Raw genomic sequence first — 23,376 nt, 5'->3', positions numbered from 1 at the left:
TGTTTGGCGGGTAGCTGGCCGCGCCGTTCCGCAACGCCGCTGCTGCCAGATGCCGCCAGCGCGCCAACAATCCGTTGACGATTCGCAACTGCCACTGGAAATCCGTCTCCGTTCTTCCTACGTTCGCTGACAACCCCATCGGCGCCGATCCCGGTTCCGGACGAAGCGCGCCTCTTTATTGGCGCGGTCGCGCACCCATGGGCTTCCCTAGGGGCAACTCGGATGGATGAAGTGATCAAGGCGAAGCGCCAACAGAACGCCGGCTCCAGCCGGCACGCAATTACGATCCGTGGCGCGCGCGAGCACAACCTCAAGAACATCGACGTCGAGATTCCCCGCGACAAGCTGGTGGTGTTCACCGGCCTCTCCGGCTCCGGCAAATCCTCGCTCGCCTTCGACACGATCTACGCCGAGGGCCAGCGCCGCTACGTCGAATCGCTGTCGGCCTACGCGCGCCAATTCCTCGAGATGATGCAGAAGCCCGACGTCGACCAGATCGACGGCCTGTCGCCGGCGATCTCGATCGAGCAGAAGACGACGTCGAAGAATCCGCGCTCGACCGTCGGCACCGTCACCGAAATCTACGACTACATGCGCCTGCTCTGGGCGCGCGTCGGCGTGCCCTATTCGCCGGCCACGGGGCTGCCGATCGAGAGCCAGACCGTCTCGCAGATGGTCGACCGCGTGCTGGCGCTGCCCGAAGGCACCCGCCTCTATCTGCTCGCGCCCGTCGTGCGCGGCCGCAAGGGCGAGTATCGCAAGGAACTCGCCGAATGGCTCAAGAAGGGCTTTCAGCGCGTCAAGATCGACGGCACCTTCCATGAGCTCGCGGAAGCGCCAACGCTCGACAAGAAATTCCCGCATGACATCGACGTCGTGGTCGACCGCATCGTGGTGCGCGCCGACATCGGCCAGCGCCTCGCCGAAAGCTTCGAGACCGCGCTGAAGCTCGCCGAAGGCCTCGCCGTCGTCGAGTTCGCCGACGCGCCGGCCGGCGCTGCGCCTGCGGAGGAAAAGGAAAAGAAGAAGACCGCCAAGATCCACGACAAGAGCGGACCCGAGCGCATCCTGTTCTCGGAAAAATTCGCCTGCCCGGTCTCCGGCTTCACCATTCCCGAGATCGAGCCGCGGCTGTTCTCGTTCAACAACCCCTACGGCGCGTGCCCAGCCTGCGGCGGCCTCGGCGTCGAGCAGCATGTCGACGAGGACCTCGTCATCCCGGACAAGGAGCTCGCCATCGGCAAGGGCGCGATCGCGCCCTGGGCCAAATCGTCGTCGCCCTACTACACGCAGACGCTGACCGCGCTCGGCAAGCATTACAAGTTCACGCTGACCACCAAGTGGAAGGACCTGGCCAAGAAGACGCAGAACGCGATTCTGCACGGATCCGGCGAGGACGAGATCAAGTTCTCCTACGAGGACGGGGTGCGCTCCTACGACACCAAGAAGCCGTTCGAAGGCGTCATCACCAACATCAACCGCCGCTATCGCGAAACCGAGAGCGAATGGGCGCGCGAGGAACTCGCAAAGTACTTCCACGACGTACCCTGCGAGGCGTGCCACGGTTTCCGGCTCAAGCCCGAGGCGCTCAGCGTCAAGATCGGCGGCAAGCATATCGGCGAGATCTCGGAGCTGTCGGTCAAGGGCGCCGGCGCCTGGTTCGAGACCGTGCCTGAGGCACTGAACACGCAGCAGAACGAGATCGCCGGCCGCATCCTCAAGGAAATCCGCGAGCGCCTCACCTTCCTGCTCGACGTCGGCCTCAACTACCTCACGCTGTCGCGCTCCTCCGGCACGCTGTCCGGCGGCGAGAGCCAGCGCATCCGCCTGGCCTCGCAGATCGGCTCAGGGCTGACGGGGGTGCTCTACGTGCTGGACGAGCCCTCGATCGGCCTGCACCAGCGCGACAATGCGCGCCTGCTCGACACGCTCAAGCGCCTGCGCGACCTCGGCAACACCGTGATCGTGGTCGAGCATGACGAGGACGCCATCCTGCTCGCCGACCACGTGCTCGACATTGGTCCGGGCGCCGGCATGCATGGCGGCAACATCATCGCCGAAGGCACGCCCGCCGAGATCATGCGCAACCCGAAATCGCTGACCGGCAAGTACCTGACCGGCGAACTCGAGGTCGAGGTGCCGGAGCGGCGCCCGCCGAACCATCGCCGCACCATCAAGGTGGTGAATGCGCGCGGCAACAATCTCAAGAACGTCACCGCCGAGATTCCGCTCGGCCTGTTCACCGCGGTCACCGGCGTGTCCGGCGGCGGTAAGTCGACGCTGTTGATCGACACGCTCTACAAGTCCATCGCCCGCAAGCTGAACAATGCCAGCGAAGGCGCTGCCCCGCACGACCGCATCGAGGGCCTCGAGCACATCGACAAGATCATCGACATCGACCAGTCGCCGATCGGCCGCACGCCGCGTTCGAACCCCGCCACCTACACCGGCGCCTTCACGCCGATCCGCGAATGGTTCGCCGGCCTGCCGGAGTCCAAGGCGCGCGGCTACGAGCCCGGCCGCTTCTCTTTCAACGTCAAGGGCGGCCGCTGCGAGGCCTGCCAGGGCGACGGCGTCATCAAGATCGAGATGCACTTCCTGCCCGACGTCTACGTCACCTGCGACGTCTGCAAGGGCAAGCGCTACAACCGCGAGACGCTGGAGGTGCTGTTCAAGGGCAAGTCCATCGCCGACGTGCTCGACATGACCGTCGAGGAAGCCGCCGAGTTCTTCAAGGCGGTGCCGCGCGTGCGCGAGACCTTCCAGACCCTGCACCGCGTCGGCCTCGACTACATCCATGTCGGCCAGCAGGCGACGACCTTGTCAGGCGGCGAAGCCCAGCGCGTCAAGCTCGCCAAGGAACTGTCCAAGCGCGCCACCGGCCGCACGCTCTACATCCTGGACGAGCCGACCACCGGCCTTCATTTCCACGACGTCAAGAAGCTGCTGGAGGTGCTGCACGAGCTGGTCGCGCAGGGCAACACGGTGGTCGTCATCGAGCACAATCTCGAAGTCATCAAGACCGCCGACTGGGTCATCGACCTCGGCCCCGAAGGCGGTGACGGCGGCGGCGAGATCGTCGCCTGGGGCCCGCCGGAAGACATCGCCAAGGCGCCGCGGAGCTATACGGGCAAGTTTCTGGCACCGGTGCTGGAGAAGGCGCGGAAGCCGAAGCGGCGGAGGACGGCGAGCGAGGCGGCGGAGTGAGGCAAAACGATATTAAAGTGAACTGAGCCATGTCGGCTGGCATAACCATCGAACGGACCGGATCGAAGGATACCGGAGTTTGCAATTGCTGTGGTCGCACCAGCCGATCCGTTTGGGGGCTTGTGTCGGTTGGGGCGGACGGCCTCGCGGCGTATTACGTGCACTGCACTGTTGGCCACGTTCCGGACAGAGGTGCCAACATCGATCTCATCGTCGGACGGTGGGGGAGCGATACCACGGCAGCAGATCGCTCTGCGGTAGCTCTGGCCTACCGCCTACTCGATACTGGACCGGCGATGATGGCCATTGATGCCGGCTCGCGCCCTTTCTCCCAACAGTTCTCTCATCGGTAAGGTGCTTTGCCGTAACGATGTGGTCAGCACTCCTCTTGCTCAGCAAGCATTCGCCATCGCCGATGCGGTACTGGCGCAAGATGACCGCGTTGCCGAACTACTCGGCTCCTGGAAGATTCAGGTCTAAGGTGGGAGCGCATAGAGCGGAATGAAGACCAGTCCGCCACTCTCCTCCCCCATGCCCTACACCCTCGCCATCTTCGACCTCGACGGCACCCTCGCCGACAGCTTTCCCTGGTTCCTGCGCACCATCAACGACATCGCCGATCGCTTCAGCTTTCGCCGCGTTGTAGATCAGGACATCGACGGGCTGCGGCATGCCTCGACGCGGGAGATCCTCAGCCGGCTCGAAGTCCCCTTGTGGAAGCTGCCGGCGATCGCGCGGCATGCGCGGCGGCTGAAGGCGGAGGCGGCTTCCGAGATTTCGCTGTTTGCGGGCGTCGAGGCGATGCTGCGGACACTGGCCGAGAACGGCGTGCACCTCGCGCTGGTGACGTCCGACAGCGAAGCCAATGCGCGCGAGAAGCTCGGGGATGCCGCCGTGCTGTTTTCCCATTTCGACTGCGCGGCCTCGGTGTTCGGCAAGCCCGCGAAATTCCGCCGCGTCATCCGGCGCGCGGGCATCGCGCCGGATAAAGTCATCGCGATCGGCGACGAGGTGCGCGACATCGAGGCGGCGCGCACCGTGGGGATTGCCTGCGGCGCGGTGTGCTGGGGCTATGCGGCACCGGCCGCGCTGCGGGCGCTGGGGCCGGATCATCTGTTCGAGCGGATGGATGAGATAGTGGGCGCGATGTGCCCCGGTGCCGTAGGGCGGATTAGCGAAGCGTAATCCGCCGATCGATCGTCGATGCCAGATGGCGGATTACGCTTCGCTAATCCGCCCTACTCTTCCCTACTCCGTCCTGCGCAAGAACGCCCCGAACGCGCGTGGGCCGTCGCCGGTCTTGACCTCGCCGATCTTCTTCAGTTCGACGGCGTCGATGATAACAAGCGTGTTGCTCTCCCAGCACGCCACGATGACGCGCTTGCCATCGGCGGTGGCCGCGATGCCTTCCGGATAGTCGCCGACATTGATGCGCTTGATCGGCTTCAACGTCGCCACATCGAACACGCTGACGGTGCCGCCATATTGGTCGGTGACGAAGCCGCGGCCTTGCGTCAGCGCCACCGCATAGGGGCGCATGCCGACCGGCACGCGGCCGATCTCGCGGCCTTCCGCAAGGTCGATCACGGAGACGTCGTCGGAGCCGACATTGGCGGTGTAGGCGCGTTCTCCCGCGGCATCGATGGTGACGCCGAACGGGCGGGTACCGACCTTGATGGTCGCCTTGCGCTGGCGCGTCGTCGTGTCCACGACCGAGACGCTGTCGTCGTCGCGGTCCGCCGATAGCAGCAGCTTGCCGTCGGGCGTCACCGCAAGGCCGGACGGAGAGGCGCCGACCGCGATACTGGCCGTGATACTGCGCGAGGCCGCATCGATCACCCGCACCGCCGCCGCATACCAGTCGGCGACATAGACCGTCCTGCCATCCGGCGTCACCGCGATGCCGAGCGGCCCGCCGCCGACCTCGATCCGCCCCGCCACCTGCCGGGTCGCCGCGTCCACCACCGTCACCGCCTTGGCGTCGGGGCTCGTGACATAGGCAAAGCGTCCGTCCACGCTGACGGCCACCCCCGCCGGCTTGCCACCGATGGGAATGGTCGCGACGCTACGCGAGGTCGCGAGGTCCACGACCATCAGATCGTCGCTGAGCTGGTTGGTGACGAACGCCTCCTCGGCAGCGGCGCTGCCGAGGCTGGCATGACAAAGGCTGGCGGCGAGCGCCGCCAGAACCAGCATCCGCACGATCAGCTACCGCTCTCGATCTTCTTCTTCAGCGCTTCGAGACCGGTCTTGTAGAGCCCGCTCACCGCCTTCACTGCGGCCTCGTCGCTCAGTTCCGGCGGCGGATCGTTGTTGGGAAAGCCGCGGTAGAACGCGCCGGCCCATTCCAGCTTCGATTTGCCGTCGGAAGCCGGCGACACCGTCAGCGTCGAGGAATAATTGGTGACCGGCAGCACCTTCACGTCGACCTTGGTGATCCGGTACGAATAGCTCAGCATGTCGGGCTCGTACTTGTAGAGCTCCTCCTCGACCGTCGCGCCGCCCTGCAGTGTCAGCGTCCGCGTCGCGCCGACCTCGTTGCCCTTATCGCCCGTGGTCTTGGTGACGGGTGGAAGCCAGCTCATGTCCTGAAAGTTGCGGATCGCGGCCCACACCTTGTCCTGCGGCGCGTTGATCTCGATGGATTCCCGCACCTTCTGCCGGGTCGGCCCATGTGCCCAGGCCGCCGGTGAAAAAGCCGGGCTCAGTGTCGCCGTCAAGCCTGCCGCCCCAATCACCGCCAGCGCCGACGCCATGGCCGCACGCCGTCCAATCGTCACCCTCATCTCGTTTCCTCATACGTCCAGTTGATCGTGCGCGACTTGAATGCGCGCTGCGGTCATCCTAGCGCATTTTGGGGCCGAGGGGAGACCGGTTCGTGGCGTGGTTGCGGCGGCGATGTCCGCCCACCCACAACCCGTTGCGCGGCCCGGCGGGCAAAACACCCATGGCAGGGTCAACGCCGCCGCACGAAAATATTTCTCTTTATCAGAACTTCGGATTATCGTATAAAAACCCATCCCGTCCCGGGCCGAGGGGCGTATCGCGATCGTCACGAACGCGGGATGGGACGTGGTGGACGCAGGCTGCGTCGGCGCGAAGGTGGTTTGCAGGGCGGGTCACACCGTGAGCAAGGACCGGCGCGCACACGACCGGTGTAGCCTGCGTACGGCAAAATCGTGTGGTCCTGGCGCCCGGGGTCTGTGCGCCAAGTCTTGCGGTGATGCAGGCAGCCCAACCGGGCTCGTGCATCAGCCATCCGCGAGGCGACGGGGGCAATAGTGCAACGCTCCCCGGGGAGAGCACGACATAAGCCGTAAACCCGCTGCGCAGGGAAGGCCGGATGTTTGGCTTCACCTGTATGCCGCTGTGCAACTTTTTAAGCACACGCTTTCGCACAGTGGACCGCGGGTGCCAGCCGGCACCCGGCCTTCCCTGCGCCCTCGGCACTTCTGAGGGCCGCAACCGAAGCAAAAGCTCGGGCACGATGTGCCGCGAGAACGAAAATCATGGGATGGATACAGCTCTCGTGCCCCGGACGCTGCGCAGCACGAAGTGATGCGCTGCAGAGCCGGGGCCCACGCAGCGGCACGTGGCTCGGCCTCCTGGGTCCCGGCTCTGCGCAGCAACGCTAAAGGCGTTGCAGCGCGTCCGGGACTCGAGAGCGGAGGATGCCTCTTCCGACCAGCGTCATTGCGAGGAGCCCTTGCGACGAAGCAATCCAGACTGCCGCCGCAGAAGGATTCTGGATTGCTTCGCGGCACTCGCGGCGACGAGGAAAAGAGCGAGAACAGATCGCGCCCGTCTATTCCGCCAGCGTCGCTTCGACGAACCCGCGCGGATCATTGCAGAATTCGCGCATGACCCGGTAATGATCCGTCTCCTCCACCGTCACGGGCTCGAGGCCGTACTTCGTCAACCGCAGCAATCGCGCGTTCGGATAGGCCATCAGCATCGGCGAATGGGTCGCCATGATGACCTGGCAATTGCGCGACGAATCCATGCGATGCAGCAGCTTCAGAAACTCCATCTGTCGCGCCGGCGACAGCGCTGATTCGGGTTCGTCGAAGATGAAAATGCCCTGCTTCTGGCATCGCTCCTGGAAGAAGCGCAGAAAGCCCTCGCCGTGGGAGTAGGACAGGAAATCCGGCGGCATGTCCGAAACTTCGTCGAGATATCGTGCAACGGAGAAAAAGGTCTCGGCGCGGAAAAACCAGCCGTTGGTGATCTTCGGCACCCAACCGGCGCGAAGCGCGGCCGACAATTCGCCGCCCATGATCTCGCGCGCATGGGAATGATCGACCGGACGATAGCCCTTGCCGCCGCCGGCGTCGTCATAACCGGCGAGCGCTGCGATCCCCTCGAGGATGGTCGATTTGCCGGTGCCATTCTCGCCAACGATGATGGTGATCGCGGTGTCGAAGCTGAGGTCGAAGTCTTCGCTGAAGATCGGAAGACAGTAGGGATAAGCGTCCCAGTCAGAGACCAGTGCACGGTCGAGCCAGACGCGCCGGAGATAGGGCGCCGGTAATCTGATATCGCGCTGTCGTCCTCGCATCTCCGCCGCTCCCTGCACGTCCCTCCGAAGAACGTATCAGGAACGACAACGCCGGGGAAGTGGCTTGACCTGCGACCGACAGATCCAAACCGCAGCCTAGTCCAGCGCCTCCAGCACCAGCTCCATGGTCATCAGCACGGGATTGTCGCCGCGGACCAGGCGTCCCTCCGCCAGGCCGCCGGTGTAGTCGATCAGCGCGACGTCGAGCGCAGCTTCGAGCGCGCCGGAGGGCCCGGGCGCGACCAACCCGGCCGTCACCGCAAGCTCGGTCGCAAACGGTTCGGTCACGCCGCCATGGCTGAAGCGCGCGCCGATGGTCGAGCCGACGCCGCCATGGATCTTCGCGCGCCCGATACCGTGCGCGCGGCAGAAGCCTTCGAGCGAGCCGGCAAAATCCTGATTGGGACGCAGCCGCAGCGCGAAAGCACGGCTCGTGGCGCGTGCGCCGGTGCGCGCGGCCGCCACCGGCCCGAACAGCTTGAAATTGGTCTCGGGATCGGGCTCCGCGGTGAACATCGCGCCGTCGAGGCCGAAAGCCTCGACCTCGAACGGCTGCGCGACGACGGTCTCGTCCGGCAGCATATGGCCGCCACTCGCCTTGCCGTCCGCTTCCGTCCACAGGCCATGGCAGTGAAAGAACGGCGCACCGTCGCGCGTGCCGAGCGTCATGCTGCCGAGCCTGGTGCGCGTCGGGCCGCCGGGCCGGTACGTATCGCTGTAGAACGCCGCGTTCTCACCGTCCTTCGACAGTGCCGGCATGACATAAGCGAACGGCCCGAGCGCGCCGCTCCGGAAGTTGAGCACGCCGCTCGTGAAACCCTCCGCCGCAAAGCCGCGCCGCGCGGCTTCCAGCAGCGGCAGACCTGCCTGAAGCGTGAACGCGAAGGCGCGTCCCCTCGCCTCCACCCATTGGATACGTTCCGCGACGGGCGCGCCCGGCTGCTTGATACTCCGCATCACCTGAGCTCAGCCCGCCTTCGTCGTGTCGAGATCGAGCAGCCCGCGCGCCTCGAGTTCGTCGCGCACCATGCGTTTGGGGATCTTGCCATAGCCCGACTTCGGCAAAGCTTCCCAGAAGAAGAAGCGCTTCGGCATCTTGTAGCGCGGTACCTTCGGCGACAGGAACGCCGCCATCTCCGCCTCGCTCACCGCCTTCGCCCCTTCACGCGCAACGCACACGGCGACGCCGACCTCCCCCCATGTCGCATCGGGTACGCCGAGCACGGCGACCTCGCCGACCGCGGGATGCGTCAGGATCTTCTCCTCGATCTCGCGCGGATAGATGTTGGAGCCGCCGGAGATGTACATGTCGGAGGCGCGCCCCGTGATGTAGATGAACCCCTCCTCGTCCATGTGGCCGAGATCGCCGGTGCGGAACCAGCCGTTGCGGAACGCCTTCGCGTTGGCCTCGGGATTGTTGTAGTAGCCTGCGAGCACGGCAGGCCCGATCACGCAGATCTCGCCGCTCTGGTTGGCCGCGAGTTCGCGGCCCTCGTCGTCCTGGATCGAGACCTGCATGCCGGTACGCTCGAAGCCACAGGTGCCGATCTTGGCATGCGGGCCGTCCTCGGGATCGTGCAGCGCGGCGGGCAACACGGTGATGTTGCCGGTGACCTCGCCGAGGCCGAAATACTGCACGATGACCTTGCCGAGTTTTCTCAGCGCGGTCTTCTGGTCCTCGCGATACATCGGCGCCCCCGCATAGATCACGTGACGCAGCGAGGAGTGATCGTATTTGTCGACGGCGGGGTGCTCGACCATCATCTTCAGGATCGTCGGCACGGTGAAGAGATTGGCGACCCGATGCGTCTCGATCAGGCGGAACGCCTCGTTGATGTCGAATTTCTCGGTCGGCAACAAGACGGTGCAGACGCCGCGCGCGGTCTGCACCAGCTGATGCACGCCGGCGCCATGCGACAGCGGCGCCACCACCAGCGAGGCGTCATTCTCGGTGACGCCGGGCGTCAGATCGGCGAGATGGTTGGTGATCACAAAGCCCATCTGGCCGTGGGTCAGCACCGCGGCCTTGGAGCGGCCTGTCGTGCCCGATGTAAAGAAGAACCAGCAGGGATCGTCGTGCTCGACATCGACGTTCGCGAAATTGGCGCCGGCTTGCGATGCAATGGCATCGGCAACCGAGCGCTCGCCGAACGAAGCCTTGCCGTCGACGCTCCAGGTGAACTCCAGCGCGCCCCCCTTCACGGCCGCTGCGTGCTCGGGAAAATCGACATGGCACAGGAACGCCTTGGCGCCGGAGGCCTCCGCGAGATAGGTGACCTCATCCGGCATCAGGCGAAAATTGGTGGGCACCCAGACCGCGCCGAGCCGGAACGCGGCGAACATCGAGACAAACATCTCGTCGCCATTCTTGGAATGGACCAGAATACGGTCGCCCTTGGCGATGCCGCGCGCGGCGAGCGCAACCGCCAGCGCCGAGACTTGCGCATCGATCTCGCGCCAGCTCCAGGATTTGTCTCCCCATACGAACCCGGGACGCGCGCCATGCCGCCGCGCATTCTGGGTCAGCATGTAAGCGAGATTCATGACGCGGCGGGACATACGCAGGGGCTGCATGGGGAATCCTCTTCGAGGCCGAACGGCGCGCTGGCGGCCGGCTCATGTCAGCCCATTTATCGCCATCGCCCGCGCCCCTGCAAGGCGGCTTCGACATCAAACCTCGGCTGCTCTGAAGCACCCGCACATCTCGCTGTGCTGCCTGAACGAGCCGCGGCAGCGCCCATGTTCCTTGCAACGCGACGATTTTCGCCCTACCATTTTAAGTTGCCAGACCGCCCCGGACCTCCCGGTGCTTTGAAGACAGGTGGCCCGTCCGGCACGCATTTGCGACTGAAATTTTTACAAACTTTTTTTGGGAGAAAGTCATGGTGGAATGGAAGGGAATAGTTGGTACCGCCTATGCCGCAGATGAGTTCGACAGCTACGCGCACGCTCTGCGATGGTCCGGATGGCGGCCTGCATTCATTGTTCTTCACAACACGGCGGTGCCAACACTCGCGCAGCGGCCCAATGGGTTTACGAAACAGCACATTCTAAATCTGGAGGGCTTTTACAGAGATCAGCAGCACTGGAAAGCCGGTCCGCATCTTTTCATCGACGACAAGCAGATCTGGGTCTTCACTCCCCTGACCATGTCAGGCGTCCATTCTCCCTCCTATAACAAGACTGCCTTGGGATTTGAGATGCTTGGCGATTACGACCGCGATGAATTCAATTCCGGTCGTGGATTGCGCGTTCAAAGGAACGCCGTTGCAGCGGTCGCGACGATGTCCGCGGTGCTCGGCCTCGATCCGGATACGATGAAACTCCATAAGGAAGATCCGTTAACGACGCACGCCTGCCCGGGAAAGACGGTCGTCAAGAACAAGTTCGTCGAAAAGGTGAAGGAGCTGCTCGCCGAGCGGCACGGCGGCGAACATCTCGACCTCGTCTCCTCGTGACGCCAGCTCTCAAGCTCTGCTGACAGCTGGCGGAAGATCTTCGAGAAGCGGCCACAGCTCCTGGGGCGCCTCGTCCATGCACCAGAAGCTGTAGCCCCCGTAGCCCCGATGCTCGACGGCGGTGATGAAGTTTCGCGTCGCTGCCAGGCAAGCGTGCGCGCTTGAGAATGGAATGTCACTCGTGATCGTCACGTTGCCAGTAGGCCTGTAGCGATTCCCAATGTTACGTTCGCCCTCGGCGATCTTGTAGTCATCGACCGATTTGGAGGTCATCACGTAGGATTGCACTCCAGGGCCGCCTCAATCAAGGCGAAAAGCCGAAATCGGCAGGGCCGGACTGCTCTATCGCGAATCTCTGAACGCAAACGGCGTTGCCGTAATCGCCTTCCGCTTAACGCAGGCCTGCGGACCAAAGCCGCCGCAGATGCTGCCATGCAGATCGAAGCGAATGCTGCGCGCGGCCCCGCGCTTCACCGGCGGCGGCGTGATCTTGTAGCTGCGGACATGGCCGTCGAACACCTCGCGAACGCCGCCATCGGGCAACGTCACCAGGATCTTGATGATGCAGCCGCCTGTTCCGCAATAGGTCGTCTCGCGATCTCCGCATTTGGTCTCGCTGAAGTCGACGATGTAGTCGTCGCGGCCGTCACCGGTGAGATCGATCTTGCGTACCGTATCGGGCGCAAAGGTCACCTCGCCGCCGTCCTCGCGCGGCGGACACGAACAGAGCGAGCAGAAACATCAAATAACGCATGCGCGTTCGTCGCCGACGCCGCCGCAATCATTCAGGGAATCTTAAACATGATCGGCGCACCCTCGCCCGGTTCTCGCGTATAGAGTGCCACATCATGATCAAAGCGCCCGCCTTCCTCCTGTTGTCGCTGGCGCTCGCCGGATGTGCCGTGGCGCCTCAGGCGCATCTGGCCTCCGATGCCGCCTTCAGGCCCGGCCGCTATGCCTGGGATGGCGCGGGCGAGGATCCCAATCGGCCGCGTGCAGCCTCTCGACCAGCCCGCGCCGCCGCCCGATCCGAGCGCAACACATCACAGGCCGGGCTCCAGCCCCAGTCGAAGGAATGGTGGCAGGCACAGGACGCCAGCGAGGCCGAGCAGGATGCCAGGGTCAACCGCGCCCTGGTCATCTGCCAGGGATGCCTGCGCCCGCCGCAGCAGCCCGAAGATTCCAGGCTCGCCAAAGCAGTCGATTGAGCAGACCGCCTTATTACAGCGCTCCGAGCTTCCGCAACGAGTCCTGCGCGGACGCCAGGCCGGGCTTCAGTTCAAGCGCCTTCCGGAAATCGGCGATCGCTCCCTGCTTGTCGCCGAGCCGCGACCGGGCCTGCACGCGATTGCTCCAGGAATAAACGTCGGAGGGATCGTACGACAGCGCCTTGTCGTAGTCGGACAGGCCGCCCTTGTTGTCGCCCTGGTAGAGGCGGATCATGCCGCGATTGCGCCAGCCGCGCGCGTCGGTCGGCGCGACGCGGATCGCCTCGCCATAGTCCGCGGCCGCACGGTCGAGCTGCTCGCTGTCCCGGTAGACGTTGCCGCGATCGATATAGGCGAGCAGATCGGGGGCAAGCTTGATCCGCATCGTATAGTCGGCGATCGCATGGGCCATGTCGCGCTTGCGGTAATAGACAAGGCCGCGATTGCCATAGGCCATTGCGTAGTTCGGGTCGCGCTTGATCGCCGCTTCGAAATCGGCAAAGGCGCCGTCGAGGTCGCCCTTGTTGAAGCGGGACTCGCCGCGATTGCTATAGGCCAGCGCCAGCGACGGATCGAGCTTGATGGCCTGGTCGTAATCGGCAATGGCGCGATCATAATCGCGCTTGAAGCTGTAGACGCGACCGCGATTGTTGTAGGCGCAGGCATAGCTGGGGTCGAGCCTGACGGCTTCGTCGAGATCGGACAGCGCGGCTTCGAGTTCGCGCTTCTCGGTGAGACCATGCCCCCGATTGCAATAGGCACCGGCGAGCCGCTTGCCGGTCTCGCTCCCGGTGTCGATCACGGTGGAGCAGGCCTTGACCCGCTGGTCCGGCGTGCTGGTCAGCCCCACGCAAACCTCCCAGGCCGGACCGTCCTCAGCCGCAGCACTCACCGTCGCGGTCAGCGCGGCGAGCAGCACCATGAGACCGAGCCGGACACGCATTTTGCGGATATCTCCCCTGCAGCAACCTTCCTTGGTCGCACCTTGGCAAGGGCCGGTTCAGGCGCCTAGATCAGAGCAAAGCAGCACGTCGGAAGGATCTTGCATGGCGGCATCGGTACGGGACAACAAGGACAGGAGCCGCTTCGAGCTCGATGTCGGCAGCGACGTCGCGTTCGCCAATTACCGGCTGACCCCGACGGCGGTCATCATCACCCATACCGAGACGCCGCATGCGCTGCGCGGTCGCGGCATCGGCTCCGAACTGGTGAAAGGCGCGCTGGAGCTAATCCGCCGAGACGGCAAGAAGGTGATCGCCGGCTGCGGCTTCGTGGTCGACTATCTCGAGCGGCATCCGGAGGATGCGGATCTCGTCGCCTGAAAGCAAAAGGGCCCGCGACAGGCGCGGGCCCTTGCGACCGCTTCGCAGCGACCGATCGATCAGTGCTTGATCTCCGGCGGCAGCTTGCCGCCATTGGCGGCGAGCTTGGACATCACCTGCTTGTGCAGCCAGACGTTCATGCTGGCGGAGTCGTTCATGTCGCCGGTGTAGCCGAGCTCCTTGGCGAGATCCTTGCGCGCGGCGAGGCTGGAATCGATGTCGAGCGCCTTCATGAGGTCGACGATCGAGGTACGCCATTCCAGCTTCTCGCCCTTGTGCGCGGCCACCGCCTTGTCGACGATTGCCGCCACGTCGACCGCGGCCATCGGCACGGCGCCCGGTGCCGTAGCGTCCGGCGCGGCTCCTGCGGGCGACGCTGCGCCACCGGCAGGCGCGGCGGAAGCCGGCTGGGTGCCAAAGATCGCGCTCATGATTTTCCCGAAAATGCTCATATCTGCTCCCCGAAAAGGATCCGTTGGACGGACCTTGAGTGGCACTTATAGACGAAGTTCCTGCGTTGCGCCCGCGCGTTCTGCGAACCATCAACCAGCATCAGCTTATCTGCGGCGAAATGACGGCCGAATGACATCGTCGAGGTTGCGATGCGGCATCGAATCTCACCCAAGCGTGAGGGACAGGGCTCGGAAATCGGCGTACGGTTCGGCTTCAGCTCGCGATGTCATCCGGAATTCGCGTCTGGTCGGGATCGCGGGACTTCAGAGAATGGCGGCCGCTCGCGCCGTTTGCCGGCGTCGGATTCGGCTGCTCGGCAAGGGAGCTAGCGACCATGGCCACACTCTACCAGGGCAATGTCCCTACAATGGCCCAGCCCACCAATGCGGCTGGACCGGTGATCCGAACCATTCAGCTGTCCGATCTGCGCGATGCGCTCCGGCGCGGCTGGGAAGATTTCAAGGCCGTGCCGAGCCACGCCATCATCCTCTGCGTGATCTATCCGGTGCTCGGCCTCGTGCTCGCCCGCATGGTGTTGGGCTATTCAGTGCTGCCGCTGCTGTTTCCGCTCGCCGCCGGCTTCGCGCTGATCGGCCCCTTCGCAGCGCTCGGTCTCTACGAGCTCTCCAGCCGGCGTGAACGCTATGAGGAAGCCAGTGCCTGGAATGCGATGGAGGTGCTGCGGTCGCCCTCGTTCGGGGCGATGCTCGGCCTCGGCGCATTGCTGCTTGCTCTGTTCGTGACCTGGGTTGCGACCGCGCAAGCGATCTATGTCGCGGCGTTCGGCTATGAGGGCGTCACCGGAATCTCGGACTTCACGACGCGCGTGCTGACGACGCAGCAGGGCTGGTGGCTGATCGTGGTCGGCTGCGGCGCCGGCTTCCTGTTCGCGCTCGCTGCGCTCTGCATCAGCGCCGTTTCGTTCCCGTTGATGCTGGATCGCCATGCCGGCGCGTTCGAGGCGATGAGCACCTCGCTGCGCGTGGTCGCGAGGAACCCGGTGCCGATGGCCGCCTGGGGCGTGATCGTTGCGGTGCTGCTCGCGCTCGGCACGATCCCGGCCTTCCTCGGCCTTGCCGTCGTGATCCCCCTGCTCGGCCATGCCACCTGGCATCTCTACCGCAAGGTAATCGTCTCGGAGCCCGGTGCACGTCCGGTGCCGCCCCCGCCGCATCGTCCCCGCAAGCCCGCGGCCGACTTCCCGGCCAACCTCTTCCCCTGGCGTAACCGGACGGACGCCTGACGATCTCGTGAGATGCGATCCTGCTAATGCTTCGGCAGGATCGCACGCCTTGCTTTGGCCGCGGTTCCGACCGAGATTGCGCGCGCCGATCATCTCACGGAATTCATTACCTCGAATGACCTCGACGATTTCTCGTCTCGCTCTCGCAGCCTTCGCCCTTTCCGCGTCAATCCTGTCCGCCCAGCCGGCGTTCGCCGCAGTTGCCTGCGGCTCGGGCAATTTCGATGCCTGGCTTGCGGAGTTCAAAACAGACGCTGCGGCCAAGGGCATCTCACAGCAGGCCATCGCATCGGGGCTCGCCGGCGTGACGCCCGATCCGAGCGTGCTCAACCGCGACCGCTCGCAAAAGGTCTTCAGCCAGACCTTCGAGGAATTTTCCGGCCGCATGGTCCCACCACGCCTGGAGCGCGGCTCCAACAGGATGAAGCAATACGGTTCGGTCCTGTCGCGCATTGAGCAGACCTACGGCGTTCCCGGCGAGGTCCTGGTCGCGATCTGGGGCCTGGAGACCGATTTCGGCGTCAACACCGGCAAGTTCGCCACGATCCGCTCGCTCGCAACACTGGCCTATGACTGCCGGCGCGCCGAGCAGTTTCGCGCCGAGCTGCTGGACGCGCTGCGCATCGTCCAGCGCGGCGACCTCGCGCCGGCCGAGATGAAGGGCGCATGGGCCGGCGAACTCGGCCAGACCCAGTTCATGCCGTCGTCCTGGATGAAATACGCCGTCGATTTCGACGGCAACGGCAAGCGCGACCTCTTGCACAACGCGCCCGACGTGCTCGCCTCCACTGCCAATTATCTCGCCGGCTATGGCTGGCAGAAGGGCAAGGATTGGCAGCCGGGAAGTCCGAATTTCGCGGTGCTCCAGCAGTGGAACAAGAGCGAGGTCTATTCCAGGACGGTCGCCTATTTCGCCACCCAGCTGGCGCGCGCCCCTTAAGGACCCATTTACAAACGCGTAGGGCCGATCGCCTGACGACCGGCCCTCTCTCGTGCGTTTGCCTACCCGTTTACTTGCCCATGGTGGCGTGCATCGCCTTGTTCAGATGCGCGCCGCACGCACCCATTTTGCCGTTGAGCATCGAATCCTGGGCGGCAGCGATCTCCTTCTGCGCGACGAGCTTGCCGTCACCGTCGGCCATGTTCTCAATCGCGGTCTCGGTCTTCTCCAGATTGGCCGGGCTGCAACCGCCAGCGGTGTGCTTGGCGGCCTGGGCCGGCGCGACGGCGAACGCGACGGCGGCAATTGCGATAACCCCGAGTAACTTCGTCATGACGTTACTTTCCTTCTCTTGTTCTTGGGCAGGACCAGCGACATTGCCGGATTCTGCAAAATGACTTTCCCCGGACGCGGCAACTTGTCGCAATAAATTCCCCGCGAGAATTGCGTGATGTTGCGCGCCACGCAGAGCCGCATGCAAAATTTCTGATTTTCATTACATCCCGGTAATCATCGCCACACGCTTGGCGTGCGCGCCAGGGCGCCCGCTCGATCCGCCGACTATCTCTGCTCCGGTGAAGCCATCTGGGGCACTTCACGGATCTTGCAGCAAACTAAGTAATGAATATCAATTCATAAAAGCGATCTTCGCATCATGCGAATCACGCATGCCCGACTTGGGTGTACAAGCTATAAGGACGGCTTGCCGACGACCAATACGCACCTTATTTCAGCTTTGGCCGCAAACAATCACCTGTCATTAAGCCCTTTAATTCACGGATGTTTATCGACAGGTTCGCGTCCTGCAGCCCAAGCCTTGGGCGGGACTGGCAAGAGGTTAAGCGTTCCTTACTGCTGATATGCGTTAGTCGCTTAGCTGCATCGCAACATCGGAACTTTCGCACTGCACCACTCTCACATATATTCATTTCAACGATGAGGCTCGGGCAAGAGCTGAATCGAACTACAGGAGACTACCAATGCTGCTTTCGCTCATCCGCATGATCCAGGCCTTCCGGGACTATCAGCGCAATGTTGCCGAACTGTCCCAGCTCAGCGATCGCGAACTGGCCGATATCGGCCTCGATCGCTCGGACATCCCGCGCGTTGCCGCCGGTCAGTATCAGGGCTGATATCGTTCAGCCCTCCACTGGAACGGACCGATAGCGCCCGCCTCGTGCGGGCGTTGTCGTATCTGGTGGCAGAAAACTCAATCTCGGCGATTCCACTCCTCGCCGAAAAGCGCTACCTGTCCGCCCCATGACAGGATCCCATTCCAACATCATGCACGTGATTGGCGCCGGCCTTGCCGGCTCCGAGGCGGCCTGGCAGGTGGCGAAGGCCGGCGTGCCCGTAGTGCTGCACGAGATGCGGCCGACCCGCATGACGGAAGCGCACCGCACCGACGGGCTCGCCGAGCTCGTCTGCTCCAATTCGTTCCGCTCGGACGACGCCGCCAACAACGCCGTCGGCCTGCTGCATGCGGAGATGCGCCGGCTCGATTCGCTGATCATGTGCGCGGCCGACGCCAACCAGGTGCCCGCCGGCGGCGCGCTCGCCGTCGACCGTGACGGCTTCTCCGCAGCCGTCACCAAGGCGCTCAACGACCATCCCCTGATCCAGATCGCCCGCGGCGAGGTTGCAGGCCTGCCGCCGGCGGACTGGGGCAACGTGATCGTTGCCACCGGGCCCCTCACCTCCGCCCCGCTGGCCGACGCGATCCGCGAACTGACCGACGAGAGCGCGCTCGCCTTCTTCGACGCGATTGCGCCGATCGTGCACCGCGAATCCATCGACATGTCGGTGGCCTGGTTCCAGTCGCGCTACGACAAGGTCGGCCCCGGCGGCACCGGCGCGGACTACATCAACTGCCCAATGACCAAGGAGCAGTATGATGGCTTCGTCGCCGCGCTGATGTCGGGCGAGAAGACCGAATTCAAGGAATGGGAGACCAACACGCCCTATTTCGACGGCTGCCTGCCGATCGAGGTAATGGCGGAGCGCGGCCCCGAGACCTTGCGCCACGGACCGATGAAGCCGGTCGGTCTCACCAATCCGCACGATCCCACGACCAAAGCCTACGCGATCGTGCAACTGCGCCAGGACAACAAGCTCGGCACGCTCTACAACATCGTCGGCTTCCAGACGAAATTGAAATACGGCGAGCAGCAGCGCATCTTCCGCACCATCCCCGGGCTGGAGAAAGCAGAGTTCGCCCGTCTCGGCGGCCTGCATCGCAACACCTTCCTGAACTCGCCGAAGCTGCTCGACGGACAGCTGCGCCTGCGCGCGCAGCCGCGGCTGCGCTTTGCCGGCCAGATGACGGGCTGCGAGGGCTATGTGGAATCGGCCAGCGTCGGCCTGATTGCCGGTCTCTATGCAGCAGCGGACGCGCGCGGCGAGACGCTTGTCAGCCCGCCCGACACGACCGCGCTCGGATCGCTGCTCGGCCACATCACCGGCGGCCATATCGAGACCGTCGAGCCCGGCACGCGGTCGTTCCAGCCGATGAACATCAATTTCGGTCTGTTCCCGCCACTTGCGAGCGTGCCGACGAAGAAGCCTGACGGCACGCGCTTGCGCGGCAACGAGAAGACGGTGGCCAAGAAGCAGGCGATGAGCGCTCTCGCACTCGCCGATCTCGATCGCTGGATCGCCGATCATTTGCGCATGCCCGCAGCCGCGTGAGTTTGCAATGAGCCTCCCCAAAGACGACGCCGCGACGCTTTCGGCGCGCTGGACCGAGGGCGTGCTGCTCAAGCGCGACGTGTTCTCGACCGTCGAGCGCGGGCGCTTCCGCGGCGAGAGCGGCGAGGTCGATGCCGTGCTGCGCCGGCTCGACGAGGTGCCGTGGTGGTCGTTCCCTCTGGCGCGCCATTTGTTCGCCCGCGAGAAGCACGCTCTCGCGCTCGCCAAGGGGCTGAATGTCGGACCTGAACTGCTGTGGGCCGGACGCCGTGCGCTGGTACGCGGCTTCGTCGACGGCGTCGCCTTGCATCTGGCAAAGCCGCATGGCGACCTCGTCTATTTCCGGTCTGCCAAGGCGGCGCTACGCCGGCTGCGCCGCGCCGGTATCTGCCACAACGATCTCGCCAAGGAACAGAACTGGCTGGTCGGCCGCGACGGCCTCGCCTATGTCACCGACTTCCAGCTCGCCGCCTGCTTCGACCGGCGCGGCCGGCTGTATCGCATCCTCGCCTATGAAGACCTCCGCCATCTGCTCAAGCACAAACGATCCTACGCACCCGAGGCGCTGACGCCGCGCGAGCGAAAGATCCTCGCCAAGAAGTCGTTTGCCGCGAGCCTGTGGCTCGCCACCGGCAAGAAAGTCTATCGTGCCATCACGCGCGGCCTGTTCAACTTCACGGACCGCGAGGGCGGCGGTCGCAGGCTGGTCAACGATGCACCGGTGCTGACCGAGTTGATCCGGAAGAATCCGGCCGTGCGCGACACCGCCATCGTCGCTTTTGCCGACCGTCGCTCCGGCGTCGGGCTCTACGCTTTCGTCGAAGCCGATCAGACCACGCTCGAAAGCCAGTTGCGGAACGACCTTTCATCCGCGAAGGGGCCGAAACCGCCGGAGCACATCCAGGTGGTACACGCCCTGCCACGCGACGCCAGCGGCAAGCCTCGCACCGAGATCCTGCAACTGGTTGCCATGAATCAGCTCGACCTGATCGAGCCGATGATGAAGAACGACCAGGACCGCGCGTTCCTCAAGGACATTCTGGAACAGCGGAAAAACCTGCGCGACCGCTTCAATTTCGAGGCGGATTTGCCGACGAGCTGACGGGCCGGGTCGCGCCTTGAAGCGTCCACATTGGCGATAGAGAAGCGGTCGGAGAATTGGGGACGGTGGAGTCATGCGCAGGCAGTGGACAATGACGCGTGGTGGGATTGGCGCATTGATCGCCGGCCTTCTGCTGCTGAACGCCACAGCCGCGATGGCGGACTCGCCGGCCGAGCTGATCTCGAGCTTCCGCCTCAAGCACGGCGAAGTTCGCGTCGTCCGCGATTCAACGCTCGACCGCATCGCCATGGACCAGGCCCGCGCGATGGCGGCGAAGGACGACCTCAGCCACGACGCGCTCGGCCCTTTCAACCGCCGCGTCGCACCGGCTGGCGCGGGCCGGGCCGCCGAGAACATCGCCTACGGCTACGACAATTTCGAGAAGACGCTGGGCCAGTGGATCGACTCGTCCGGACACCGCAAAAACCTGTTGCTGCACAACGCCTCCCGCGTCGGCATCGCAAGTGCGAAAAATGCGAGCGCCAAGCGCACCTATTGGGCGATGGTGATCGCCGGCGATTACGAGCCGAAAGGCAAGGGCAAGAAGGACAAGGAGCCGCTGGTTGCCGTCAAACGCGAGGCTGCGCCGGCTGCCAGCAAGCCGAAGTCCAGCAACTGCCACGTCAAGCTGCTCGGCCTTTGCCTCTGAGATCCGACAAGAATCCCCGCCTGACGTCTTGCTCGGCCCGTTCGGCGCATCTAGTTCACGCATAAGGGATCGCGAGACATGGAGGAGTTGGTGATCGACATCGACCAAATTCGGTCCGATACGCCGGCCGCCAGCCGGCTCGCATACCTCCACAACGCAGGCGCGGCTCTGATGCCGATTTCCGTTGTTGCGGCGATGAAGCAGCATATCGATCTGGAAAGCGAGATCGGAGGCTATGCCGCCGCCGATCGCGAGGCCGACCGGCTCGAAGCGGTCTACGGCTCGGTGGCTGGTCTGCTCAACGCCGCGCCCGACGAGATCGCCCTCGTGGAAAACGCGACGGTCGCCTGGCAGATGGCATTCTATTCGCTTCCGTTTCGCAAGGGCGACCGCATCCTGACCGCCGAGGCGGAATACGCCGCGAACTATGTCGCCTTCCTGCAGGTCGCCAAACGCACCGGCGCGACCGTCGAGGTGGTGCCGAGTGATGCCAGCGGCGAGCTCGACATCCACGCGCTCGAACGCATGATCGACGATCGCGTCAAGCTGATCGCGATCACCTGGGTCCCAACCAATGGCGGGCTGGTCAACCCGGCGGCAGCGGTCGGCAAGATCGCGCGGGCGCACGGCATTCCCTATCTGCTCGACGCCTGCCAGGCGGTCGGCCAGATGGCGGTCGACGTCGAGGCCATCGGCTGTGACATGCTGTCGGCCACGGGACGCAAATTCCTGCGCGGCCCGCGCGGTACCGGATTTCTCTACGTTCGCCGCGCGACGCTGCAACGGCTCGAGCCGCCGATGATCGATCACTTCGCGGCGCCCTGGGTCTCACGCGATGAATATCGGCTTCGCGACGATGCCCGTCGGTTCGAGACCTGGGAAAACAACTACGCGGCACGGCTCGGGCTCGGCGCTGCCGTCGATTACGCCCTGGAGATCGGCATCGCGCCGATCGAACAACGCTGCCGCATGCTTGCCGGCCGTCTTCGCACCGGCCTCGCGGCCCTTCCCGGCATCACCCTTCGCGACCTCGGACGTGCGCCGGGTGCCATCGTCAGCTTCACACTGGTCGGGCACGAGGCGGACGCCGTCGTCGCGAGTGCCGCGGCAGCCAGCATCACCATCGGTGCTTCAGACCCGTCGAGCACGCGCATCGATGCCGAACTTCGCGCGTTGCCGCATGTCGTGCGGGCATCGCCGCATTATTACAACACGGAAGCGGAGATCGACCGGCTGATCAGCCACGTCGCGAGCCTGGCGTCGCGATAGAACCACCCCGGTCAGGTGCAGCGCGCGCTCAGTCCGGATGCACTGAGCCTGGCCATCACCTCGTCGAGATGGGCGCTGTCGCGCGTCTCGATGACGAGTTGCAGCAGCGTGGCCTTGGCCGGCAGGTCGGAGAACGTCCGCTGGTGCGAGACCTCGATGATGTTGGCGCCGGCTTCGGCGAGCAGCGCCGCCACAGCAGCCAATTGCCCGGGTCTGTCGGGGATATCGAGCGAGAGCTGGGTCAACCGTCCCTCGCGCGCGAGTTCGCGCGTGAGGACGGATGCGATCAGCCGCGTGTCGATATTGCCGCCGCTCAGCACCAGGCCCACCTTCTGGCCCGCGAAGCGGGAGGGATCCGACATCAGCGCGGCGAGGCCGGCGGCGCCAGCGCCCTCGACGACCGTCTTCTCGATCGAGATCAAGGTCGCAAGCGCGCGCTCCAGCTCGGCTTCATTGACGAGCGCGATGTCGTCGACGAGGCGGCGGATGATCTCGGTGGTGATCTTGCCGGGTGATTTGACCGCGATGCCTTCGGCCAGCGTATCGCCGCGCGCCGGCAGATTGCCGGCGTGGATGGCGTTGTACATCGAGGGATAGAGCCAGGCCTCGACGCCCAGGATTCGCAGCGACGGCTTGATCGATTTCGCGGCGATGCCGATGCCGCTGATCAGGCCGCCGCCGCCGATCGGCACGACCAGCGTGTCGAGCTCCGGCACGGCCCTCATCATCTCCAGCCCGATTGTGCCCTGCCCCGCGATGACAAGCGGATCGTCGTAGGGATGGACGAAGATCATGCGTCTCGCTTCGCCGTGGCTGCGCGCGAAAGCGGCCGCCTCCTCCAGCGTCGCGCCGGTGACGACCACCTCCGCGCCATGATGCCGGGTGTTCTCCACCTTCACCATGGGCGTGCCGACCGGCATGACGATGGTGGCGGGAATGCCGAGCCGCTTGGCGTGATAGGCCACCCCCTGTGCGTGGTTGCCCGCCGACATCGCGATGACGCCCCGGGCGCGTTCCTCCGCGGTAAGCGCCGTGAGCCGGTTGAGCGCGCCGCGCTCCTTGAACGAGGAGGTGAACTGGAGGTTCTCGAATTTGAGCCAGATCTCGCAACCGCAGATACTGCTCAGCGTGCGGCTGTAGCTGCAGGGCGTCTCGACGACGGCGCCCCTGATCGTGTCGGCGGCGGCGACGATGTCGCTTGGGGCGACCGGCAAACCGCTGAGATCGAAGGGCGAGGTTTGGGACAATTCAGCCATAGGACAGTATAGGGCATTTAACC

General features: G+C 64.6%; 24 protein-coding genes. 13 read left to right on the top strand and 11 right to left on the bottom strand.

Annotated features, from left to right (window positions below; genetic code table 11):
- Nucleotides 1-222 precede the first annotated feature (222 nt).
- From uvrA to C7G42_RS19075, 3 genes are all read left to right on the top strand, one after another.
- Entirely contained in the window at nucleotides 223-3,207 is a 2,985-nt protein-coding gene (gene uvrA / locus C7G42_RS19080; protein WP_106950523.1) for an excinuclease ABC subunit UvrA, read from the top strand.
- A 309-nt stretch (nucleotides 3,208-3,516) separates the two neighbouring features.
- The gene (locus C7G42_RS35040; RefSeq protein WP_158537600.1) at nucleotides 3,517-3,687 is read left to right on the top strand and encodes a hypothetical protein; all 171 of its coding nucleotides are present in this window, start codon (nucleotides 3,517-3,519) and stop codon (nucleotides 3,685-3,687) included.
- Nucleotides 3,688-3,738: 51 nt separating this feature from the next.
- Nucleotides 3,739-4,392, top strand: coding sequence for an HAD family hydrolase (locus C7G42_RS19075; RefSeq protein WP_106950522.1), 654 nt, complete (start codon nucleotides 3,739-3,741; stop codon nucleotides 4,390-4,392).
- Nucleotides 4,393-4,455: 63 nt separating this feature from the next.
- On the opposite strand, the gene C7G42_RS19070 is transcribed toward C7G42_RS19075, so the two are convergent.
- From C7G42_RS19070 to C7G42_RS19045, 5 genes are all read right to left on the bottom strand, one after another.
- A complete protein-coding gene (locus C7G42_RS19070) occupies nucleotides 4,456-5,409 on the bottom strand; it encodes a YVTN family beta-propeller repeat protein (RefSeq protein ID WP_106950521.1) in 954 nt (317 codons plus the stop codon).
- A gap of 2 nt (nucleotides 5,410-5,411) precedes the next feature.
- Nucleotides 5,412-5,993 carry an SRPBCC family protein gene (locus C7G42_RS19065; RefSeq protein ID WP_106950520.1) on the bottom strand — a complete coding sequence of 194 codons (582 nt, stop codon included), beginning with the start codon at nucleotides 5,991-5,993 and terminating at the stop codon, nucleotides 5,412-5,414.
- A 1,019-nt stretch (nucleotides 5,994-7,012) separates the two neighbouring features.
- Nucleotides 7,013-7,765 (bottom strand): AAA family ATPase, encoded by a 753-nt coding sequence (locus C7G42_RS19055; RefSeq protein ID WP_106950519.1) that lies wholly within the window; start codon nucleotides 7,763-7,765, stop codon nucleotides 7,013-7,015.
- Between the two features lie 96 nt (nucleotides 7,766-7,861).
- Nucleotides 7,862-8,722, bottom strand: coding sequence for a PCC domain-containing protein (locus C7G42_RS19050; RefSeq protein ID WP_106950518.1), 861 nt, complete (start codon nucleotides 8,720-8,722; stop codon nucleotides 7,862-7,864).
- 9 nt (nucleotides 8,723-8,731) lie between these two features.
- Nucleotides 8,732-10,339, bottom strand: a complete 1,608-nt coding sequence (locus C7G42_RS19045; RefSeq protein ID WP_106950517.1) for an acyl-CoA synthetase — start codon at nucleotides 10,337-10,339, stop codon at nucleotides 8,732-8,734.
- Between the two features lie 308 nt (nucleotides 10,340-10,647).
- Here C7G42_RS19045 and C7G42_RS19040 point away from each other — a divergent pair, with 308 nt between their 5' ends.
- Complete coding sequence (locus C7G42_RS19040) at nucleotides 10,648-11,223, top strand: peptidoglycan recognition protein family protein (protein WP_106950516.1); 576 nt, start codon at nucleotides 10,648-10,650, stop codon at nucleotides 11,221-11,223.
- A 9-nt stretch (nucleotides 11,224-11,232) separates the two neighbouring features.
- Here C7G42_RS19040 and C7G42_RS19035 read toward each other — a convergent pair whose 3' ends face one another.
- Together C7G42_RS19035 and C7G42_RS19030 are read right to left on the bottom strand one after the other, a co-directional pair.
- Entirely contained in the window at nucleotides 11,233-11,496 is a 264-nt protein-coding gene (locus tag C7G42_RS19035) for a hypothetical protein (protein WP_106950515.1), read from the bottom strand.
- A gap of 69 nt (nucleotides 11,497-11,565) precedes the next feature.
- On the bottom strand, nucleotides 11,566-11,916 hold the full coding sequence (locus tag C7G42_RS19030; protein WP_245427812.1) for a hypothetical protein: 351 nt from the start codon (nucleotides 11,914-11,916) through the stop codon (nucleotides 11,566-11,568).
- A 155-nt stretch (nucleotides 11,917-12,071) separates the two neighbouring features.
- Here C7G42_RS19030 and C7G42_RS19025 point away from each other — a divergent pair, with 155 nt between their 5' ends.
- Nucleotides 12,072-12,431 carry a hypothetical protein gene (locus tag C7G42_RS19025; RefSeq protein WP_106950514.1) on the top strand — a complete coding sequence of 120 codons (360 nt, stop codon included), beginning with the start codon at nucleotides 12,072-12,074 and terminating at the stop codon, nucleotides 12,429-12,431.
- A gap of 13 nt (nucleotides 12,432-12,444) precedes the next feature.
- On the opposite strand, the gene C7G42_RS19020 is transcribed toward C7G42_RS19025, so the two are convergent.
- A complete protein-coding gene (locus tag C7G42_RS19020) occupies nucleotides 12,445-13,374 on the bottom strand; it encodes a tetratricopeptide repeat protein (RefSeq protein ID WP_158537598.1) in 930 nt (309 codons plus the stop codon).
- Between the two features lie 103 nt (nucleotides 13,375-13,477).
- Between C7G42_RS19020 and C7G42_RS19015 the strand changes: the two genes are divergently transcribed.
- Entirely contained in the window at nucleotides 13,478-13,753 is a 276-nt protein-coding gene (locus C7G42_RS19015; protein ID WP_106950512.1) for a GNAT family N-acetyltransferase, read from the top strand.
- Nucleotides 13,754-13,812: 59 nt separating this feature from the next.
- On the opposite strand, the gene C7G42_RS19010 is transcribed toward C7G42_RS19015, so the two are convergent.
- A complete protein-coding gene (locus C7G42_RS19010) occupies nucleotides 13,813-14,205 on the bottom strand; it encodes a DUF3597 domain-containing protein (protein WP_199581000.1) in 393 nt (130 codons plus the stop codon).
- Between the two features lie 335 nt (nucleotides 14,206-14,540).
- Here C7G42_RS19010 and C7G42_RS19005 point away from each other — a divergent pair, with 335 nt between their 5' ends.
- Both C7G42_RS19005 and C7G42_RS19000 read left to right on the top strand, forming a co-directional pair.
- Nucleotides 14,541-15,449 carry a DUF2189 domain-containing protein gene (locus C7G42_RS19005; protein ID WP_106950510.1) on the top strand — a complete coding sequence of 303 codons (909 nt, stop codon included), beginning with the start codon at nucleotides 14,541-14,543 and terminating at the stop codon, nucleotides 15,447-15,449.
- 115 nt (nucleotides 15,450-15,564) lie between these two features.
- Nucleotides 15,565-16,389 (top strand): lytic murein transglycosylase, encoded by an 825-nt coding sequence (locus C7G42_RS19000; RefSeq protein WP_106950509.1) that lies wholly within the window; start codon nucleotides 15,565-15,567, stop codon nucleotides 16,387-16,389.
- 70 nt (nucleotides 16,390-16,459) lie between these two features.
- On the opposite strand, the gene C7G42_RS18995 is transcribed toward C7G42_RS19000, so the two are convergent.
- Complete coding sequence (locus tag C7G42_RS18995) at nucleotides 16,460-16,723, bottom strand: hypothetical protein (protein WP_106950508.1); 264 nt, start codon at nucleotides 16,721-16,723, stop codon at nucleotides 16,460-16,462.
- A 646-nt stretch (nucleotides 16,724-17,369) separates the two neighbouring features.
- Here C7G42_RS18995 and C7G42_RS18990 point away from each other — a divergent pair.
- From C7G42_RS18990 to C7G42_RS18970, 5 genes are all read left to right on the top strand, one after another.
- On the top strand, nucleotides 17,370-17,522 hold the full coding sequence (locus C7G42_RS18990) for a DUF1127 domain-containing protein (RefSeq protein ID WP_007590701.1): 153 nt from the start codon (nucleotides 17,370-17,372) through the stop codon (nucleotides 17,520-17,522).
- 127 nt (nucleotides 17,523-17,649) lie between these two features.
- Nucleotides 17,650-19,077: a methylenetetrahydrofolate--tRNA-(uracil(54)-C(5))-methyltransferase (FADH(2)-oxidizing) TrmFO gene (gene trmFO, locus C7G42_RS18985; protein WP_106950507.1), complete on the top strand. Its 1,428-nt coding sequence runs from the start codon at nucleotides 17,650-17,652 to the stop codon at nucleotides 19,075-19,077.
- A gap of 7 nt (nucleotides 19,078-19,084) precedes the next feature.
- Complete coding sequence (locus C7G42_RS18980; RefSeq protein ID WP_106950506.1) at nucleotides 19,085-20,179, top strand: serine/threonine protein kinase; 1,095 nt, start codon at nucleotides 19,085-19,087, stop codon at nucleotides 20,177-20,179.
- Between the two features lie 91 nt (nucleotides 20,180-20,270).
- Entirely contained in the window at nucleotides 20,271-20,828 is a 558-nt protein-coding gene (locus tag C7G42_RS18975) for a CAP domain-containing protein (RefSeq protein WP_199580999.1), read from the top strand.
- Nucleotides 20,829-20,918: 90 nt separating this feature from the next.
- Nucleotides 20,919-22,097, top strand: coding sequence for an aminotransferase class V-fold PLP-dependent enzyme (locus tag C7G42_RS18970; RefSeq protein WP_106951045.1), 1,179 nt, complete (start codon nucleotides 20,919-20,921; stop codon nucleotides 22,095-22,097).
- Between the two features lie 11 nt (nucleotides 22,098-22,108).
- On the opposite strand, the gene C7G42_RS18965 is transcribed toward C7G42_RS18970, so the two are convergent.
- Nucleotides 22,109-23,353, bottom strand: a complete 1,245-nt coding sequence (locus C7G42_RS18965) for a threonine ammonia-lyase (RefSeq protein ID WP_106950504.1) — start codon at nucleotides 23,351-23,353, stop codon at nucleotides 22,109-22,111.
- Nucleotides 23,354-23,376 lie beyond the last annotated feature (23 nt).

Origin of the sequence: Bradyrhizobium sp. MOS003 (assembly GCF_003020125.1) — a bacterium.
Lineage (GTDB): Bacteria > Pseudomonadota > Alphaproteobacteria > Rhizobiales > Xanthobacteraceae > Bradyrhizobium.
This window is presented reverse-complemented; position numbering and strand designations above follow the sequence as displayed.

What these genes read in the sequence shown, in the direction of transcription:
- uvrA (WP_106950523.1), top strand. Translation starts at nt 223, where the DNA reads ATGGATGAAGTGATCAAGGCGAAGCGCCAACAGAACGCCGGCTCCAGC.
- C7G42_RS35040 (WP_158537600.1), top strand. Translation starts at nt 3,517, where the DNA reads ATGCCGGCTCGCGCCCTTTCTCCCAACAGTTCTCTCATCGGTAAGGTG.
- C7G42_RS19075 (WP_106950522.1), top strand. Translation starts at nt 3,739, where the DNA reads ATGCCCTACACCCTCGCCATCTTCGACCTCGACGGCACCCTCGCCGAC.
- C7G42_RS19065 (WP_106950520.1), bottom strand. Translation starts at nt 5,993, where the DNA reads ATGAGGGTGACGATTGGACGGCGTGCGGCCATGGCGTCGGCGCTGGCG.
- C7G42_RS19055 (WP_106950519.1), bottom strand. Translation starts at nt 7,765, where the DNA reads ATGCGAGGACGACAGCGCGATATCAGATTACCGGCGCCCTATCTCCGG.
- C7G42_RS19050 (WP_106950518.1), bottom strand. Translation starts at nt 8,722, where the DNA reads ATGCGGAGTATCAAGCAGCCGGGCGCGCCCGTCGCGGAACGTATCCAA.
- C7G42_RS19045 (WP_106950517.1), bottom strand. Translation starts at nt 10,339, where the DNA reads ATGCAGCCCCTGCGTATGTCCCGCCGCGTCATGAATCTCGCTTACATG.
- C7G42_RS19040 (WP_106950516.1), top strand. Translation starts at nt 10,648, where the DNA reads ATGGTGGAATGGAAGGGAATAGTTGGTACCGCCTATGCCGCAGATGAG.
- C7G42_RS19035 (WP_106950515.1), bottom strand. Translation starts at nt 11,496, where the DNA reads ATGACCTCCAAATCGGTCGATGACTACAAGATCGCCGAGGGCGAACGT.
- C7G42_RS19025 (WP_106950514.1), top strand. Translation starts at nt 12,072, where the DNA reads ATGATCAAAGCGCCCGCCTTCCTCCTGTTGTCGCTGGCGCTCGCCGGA.
- C7G42_RS19020 (WP_158537598.1), bottom strand. Translation starts at nt 13,374, where the DNA reads ATGCGTGTCCGGCTCGGTCTCATGGTGCTGCTCGCCGCGCTGACCGCG.
- C7G42_RS19015 (WP_106950512.1), top strand. Translation starts at nt 13,478, where the DNA reads ATGGCGGCATCGGTACGGGACAACAAGGACAGGAGCCGCTTCGAGCTC.
- C7G42_RS19010 (WP_199581000.1), bottom strand. Translation starts at nt 14,205, where the DNA reads ATGAGCATTTTCGGGAAAATCATGAGCGCGATCTTTGGCACCCAGCCG.
- C7G42_RS19005 (WP_106950510.1), top strand. Translation starts at nt 14,541, where the DNA reads ATGGCCACACTCTACCAGGGCAATGTCCCTACAATGGCCCAGCCCACC.
- C7G42_RS19000 (WP_106950509.1), top strand. Translation starts at nt 15,565, where the DNA reads ATGACCTCGACGATTTCTCGTCTCGCTCTCGCAGCCTTCGCCCTTTCC.
- C7G42_RS18995 (WP_106950508.1), bottom strand. Translation starts at nt 16,723, where the DNA reads ATGACGAAGTTACTCGGGGTTATCGCAATTGCCGCCGTCGCGTTCGCC.
- C7G42_RS18990 (WP_007590701.1), top strand. Translation starts at nt 17,370, where the DNA reads ATGCTGCTTTCGCTCATCCGCATGATCCAGGCCTTCCGGGACTATCAG.
- trmFO (WP_106950507.1), top strand. Translation starts at nt 17,650, where the DNA reads ATGACAGGATCCCATTCCAACATCATGCACGTGATTGGCGCCGGCCTT.
- C7G42_RS18980 (WP_106950506.1), top strand. Translation starts at nt 19,085, where the DNA reads ATGAGCCTCCCCAAAGACGACGCCGCGACGCTTTCGGCGCGCTGGACC.
- C7G42_RS18975 (WP_199580999.1), top strand. Translation starts at nt 20,271, where the DNA reads ATGACGCGTGGTGGGATTGGCGCATTGATCGCCGGCCTTCTGCTGCTG.
- C7G42_RS18965 (WP_106950504.1), bottom strand. Translation starts at nt 23,353, where the DNA reads ATGGCTGAATTGTCCCAAACCTCGCCCTTCGATCTCAGCGGTTTGCCG.